The organism is Ramlibacter sp. (genome assembly GCF_035706265.1).
Taxonomy (GTDB): Bacteria; Pseudomonadota; Gammaproteobacteria; order Burkholderiales; family Burkholderiaceae_C; genus Ramlibacter.
Genome location: NZ_DASSVG010000441.1, coordinates 1 through 3,862, shown reverse-complemented (window position 1 = coordinate 3,862; position 3,862 = coordinate 1). Strand labels below are relative to the sequence as shown.

Genomic DNA, 3,862 nt, shown 5'->3' with positions numbered 1-3,862 from the left:
CCGCGACATCGCCGGCAGCCAGTACCTGGCCATCGGCGAGCAGGTGGCCAAGGAGGCCAACACCCGCTACGAGTACCTGCTGAACCTGTTCGACCGCTCCATCATCGAGGTGGAGAACCACGTCTACGGCGACCAGATGCGGCACCACCTGCTGGCCGCGCTGGAGAACACCTTCGCCGCGCTGCCGCAGACGGCGGACAAGCGGCCCCAGGTCGAGGCGCCGATCAAGGGCGTGCTGGACACCGCGATGGACGAGACCTACGTGGTCGGCACCGGCTACGGGCGCGCGCGGCTGCCGTTCTCCAAGGAGCACGTTCGCTCCGAGATCCTGTGCCACGGCCTCGGCGCCCACGTGATGTACCCGGAGACGGCGACGGTGCTGGACATCGGCGGCCAGGACACCAAGGCGATCCAGGTCGACCCGGCGGGCATCGTGGAAAGCTTCCAGATGAACGACCGCTGCGCCGCCGGCTGCGGCCGCTACCTGGGCTACATCGCCGACGAAATGAACATGGGCCTGCACGAGCTGGGGCCCATGGCCATGAAGTCCACCAAGGCGATCCGCATCAACTCCACCTGCACGGTGTTCGCCGGCGCGGAGCTGCGCGACCGGCTGAGCCTGGGCGACAAGCGCGAGGACATCATGGCCGGCCTGCACCGCGCCATCATCCTGCGCGCCATGTCCATCCTGGCGCGCTCGGGCGGCGTGCGCGACCAGTTCACCTTCACCGGCGGCGTGGCCAAGAACGAGGCCGCGGTGAAGGCGCTGAAGGAGCTGGTGTTCGAGAACTACGGCGACCTGAAGCTGAACATCGACCCCGATTCGATCTACACCGGGGCGCTGGGCGCCGCCACCTTCGCCTGGCGCGCGGTGGTGGAAGAGGGCAAGCAAGCGGAACACCGGGAGGCGGCATGAGCATTCACACCATCGGCATCGACATCGGCTCGGGCGCCGTCAAGAGCACGCTGTTCCGCGTCGACGACGACGGCAGCAGCCACTGGCTGGCCAAGCGCTGCGAGCGCATCCGCCGGCGCGACCCCATGACGCTGGCGCAGGAAGGGCTGGAGTCCGTGCTGCACGACGCCGGCCTGGCGGCCAACGACATCGCCTACATCGCCACCACCGGCGAGGGCGAGAACGTCAAGTTCTCCACCGGCCACTTCTACTCGATGACCACGCATGCGCGCGGCGGCGTGTTCCTCACGCCGGGCATCAGCGCGGTGGTGGACGTGGGCGCGCTCAACGGCCGCGCGATCTACGTCGACGAGCGGGGCAAGGTGCTGGCCTACAAGATGACCTCGCAGTGCGCCTCGGGCTCGGGCCAGTTCCTGGAGAACATCGCGCGCTACCTCGGAGTGGCGATCAACGAGATCGGTGAGCTGTCGAAGAGCTCGCAGGATCCCGAGAAGGTCAGCTCGATCTGCGCCGTGCTGGCGGAGACGGACGTGATCAACATGGTCAGCCGCGGCATCGCCACGCCCGACATCCTGAAGGGCATCCACCTTTCGATGGCCTCGCGGATCGTGAAGCTGCTCAAGGTGACGGGCATCAAGACGGGCCAGGCGCTGATCACGGGCGGGCTCGGCATGGACGAGGGCCTCACCGCGGCGATCCGCGAGGAGATGGCCAACGAGAAGGTTCCGGTGGAGGTCGTGACGCATCCCGACGCGATCTATGCCGGCGCGATCGGCGCCGCGTTGTGGGGCGCCTACCGGCACGAGAAGCTGCAGGAGTTGCAGCAGCGCGCGGCCGCCTGATTGAAGCCGTAGAGGAGAGACTGAGATGGCCCTGATGATTGTCGACGGCTGCACCGCCTGCGATGCGTGCCGCCCCGTGTGCCCCAACGAAGCGATCACCGCGGGGGACTACCTGTTCGTGATCGACCCGATGAAGTGCACGGAGTGCGTGGGCGCGGAAGACGAGCCCCAGTGCAAGCTGGCCTGCCCGGCCGACTGCATCATCCCGAACCCGGATTTCGTGGAGACGAAGGAGCAGCTGCTGGAGAAGTACGAGCAGTTGCACGGCTGAAGCCGGGGATTGAACAGCCAACTTCCGGACGCAGAGGACGCGAAAGATACGCAGAGGACGCAAAAGAGACAAAGAAAACTTTAGAAGGTTTTCTTTTGCGTCCTCTGCGTACCCTTTGCGTCCTCTGCGTCCGGAAGTCCGTCTTCGAAGTCCTACACTTCCGCCGGCTCCGCCGCGAACTCCTGCGGGCCCGTTTCCACGGGGGCGGTGCCCAGCAGCACGTCCATCCGCGCGTCCTTCTTCTCCCACAGCGCGTTGAGCCAGCGGCCGAAGCGCTTGCGGCCCTGGGAGTCGCCGGCGTAGTCGAGGCCGATGAATTCGGGCGGCACCGGCAGCTGGTCGATGTGCACGGCGACCTGCTTCACGCGCCCGCACAGGAAATCCCAGAAGCCGGGGATGCCGGGCTGGTAGGCGATCGTCACGTCCACGAAGGCGTCGAACTTGCCGCCCATCGCCCCCAGCGTCAGCGCCAGCGCGCCGGCCTTGGGCTTGAGCAGGTGGCGGTAGGGCGATGCGGTCTGGGCGTGCTTTTCCGCCGTGAAGCGCGTGCCTTCGGCGAAGTTCATCACGCTGGTGGGCACCAGGGCGAACTTGCGGCAGGCGCGCAGCGTGGCCTCGTGGTCGTCGGCGCGCTTGGCCGGATCGCGCCGCAGCGCCTCCTTGCCGTGCCGCTTCATGAAGGGGAAGTCGAGCGCCCACCAGGCCAGCCCGATCACCGGCACGTAGATCAGCTCCTGCTTGAGGAAGAACTTCAGCATCGGCAGGCGCCCGTGCAGCAGGTGCTGCAGCACGAAGATGTCGGCCCAGGACTGGTGGTTGCAGTTGACCAGGAACCAGCCGCGGCGAGGCGCGGGCAGGCCCTGCACGTCCCAGCGCGTGGGATGCAGCAGCCGCATCCAGAGGCTGTTGCCCGCCACCCAGGTGCGCGCGATGGCGTTGAGCACCGGGTCGACGCGGCGGCGCATCCAGGCGAAGGGGAACAGCAGCTTGAGCAGGGCGAAGGCGAACAGCGGCAGGCTGCAGAGCACGGTGTTGACGGCCAGCGCGACGATCGCGATGCCGCCGCGCACCGGCGCGGGCAGGTAAGTCAGGGGAGATCGCATGGAGCTTTGCATGCTAGCCGGCCGCAGCCAACAGGCGCGGCGCTGTCTGGCCGGAGCCTGTCCCAGATCAAATGTCCGCGTGTCCCGGACCCAGGCTGCGCCACAATCGCCGCATGCCCGCCACCGACCTCATGCCCGCCGCCTTCATCGGCCACGGCAGCCCGATGAACACGCTGCAGCGCAACCGCTTCACCGAGCAGTGGGCCGCTTTCGGCCGGGCCCTGCCGCGGCCGCGCGCCGTCCTGTGCATCTCGGCGCACTGGTTCATTCCCGCCACGGCGGTCACGGCGATGGAGCAGCCGCCCGTGATCCACGACTTCTACGGCTTCCCGCCCGAGCTGTTCGCCTTCGACTACCCGGCGCCCGGCGCGCCCGAGGTGGCGCGCGAGATCGCCGAGGTGGTCAAGCCGGCCCACGTGGGCCTGGACCACGACAGCTGGGGCCTGGACCACGGGACCTGGTCGGTGCTGGCCCACGTCTTCCCCGCTGCCGACATCCCGGTGCTGCAGCTGGCCATCCACAGCGGCGAAAGCCTGGAATACCACGTCGACCTGGGCGCCCGCCTGGCGCCCCTGCGCGAGCGCGGCATCTTCATCGTCGGCAGCGGCAACGTGGTGCACAACCTGCGCCGGATGGACCGGCAGCGGCCCGACGCCGGTTTCGAGTGGGCCGAGCGCTTCGACCGCGCGGTCAAGAGCGTCATGACCTCCGACCCGGCCAGCCTGCCCAG

General features: G+C 68.2%; 5 protein-coding genes. 4 read left to right on the top strand and 1 reads right to left on the bottom strand.

Features of this window, described 5'->3' with window-relative positions:
• The 3 genes from VFM98_RS15660 to VFM98_RS15650 form a co-directional block, all read left to right on the top strand.
• Positions 1-916: BadF/BadG/BcrA/BcrD ATPase family protein (locus VFM98_RS15660; protein ID WP_325110834.1), on the top strand; the 916-nt coding region annotated here is incomplete at its 5' end.
• Positions 913-1,758: a benzoyl-CoA reductase subunit D gene (gene bcrD / locus VFM98_RS15655; protein WP_325110833.1), complete on the top strand. Its 846-nt coding sequence runs from the start codon at positions 913-915 to the stop codon at positions 1,756-1,758. The genes VFM98_RS15660 and bcrD, both read left to right, overlap by 4 nt.
• Before the next feature lie 25 nt (positions 1,759-1,783).
• Positions 1,784-2,029: a YfhL family 4Fe-4S dicluster ferredoxin gene (locus VFM98_RS15650; RefSeq protein ID WP_325110832.1), complete on the top strand. Its 246-nt coding sequence runs from the start codon at positions 1,784-1,786 to the stop codon at positions 2,027-2,029.
• Between the two features lie 152 nt (positions 2,030-2,181).
• Here VFM98_RS15650 and VFM98_RS15645 read toward each other — a convergent pair whose 3' ends face one another.
• Positions 2,182-3,132 (bottom strand): acyltransferase, encoded by a 951-nt coding sequence (locus VFM98_RS15645; RefSeq protein WP_325110831.1) that lies wholly within the window; start codon positions 3,130-3,132, stop codon positions 2,182-2,184.
• 113 nt (positions 3,133-3,245) lie between these two features.
• On the opposite strand from VFM98_RS15645, the gene ygiD reads away from it, so the two are divergent.
• Positions 3,246-3,862: 4,5-DOPA dioxygenase extradiol (gene ygiD, locus VFM98_RS15640; RefSeq protein WP_325110830.1), on the top strand; the 617-nt coding region annotated here is incomplete at its 3' end.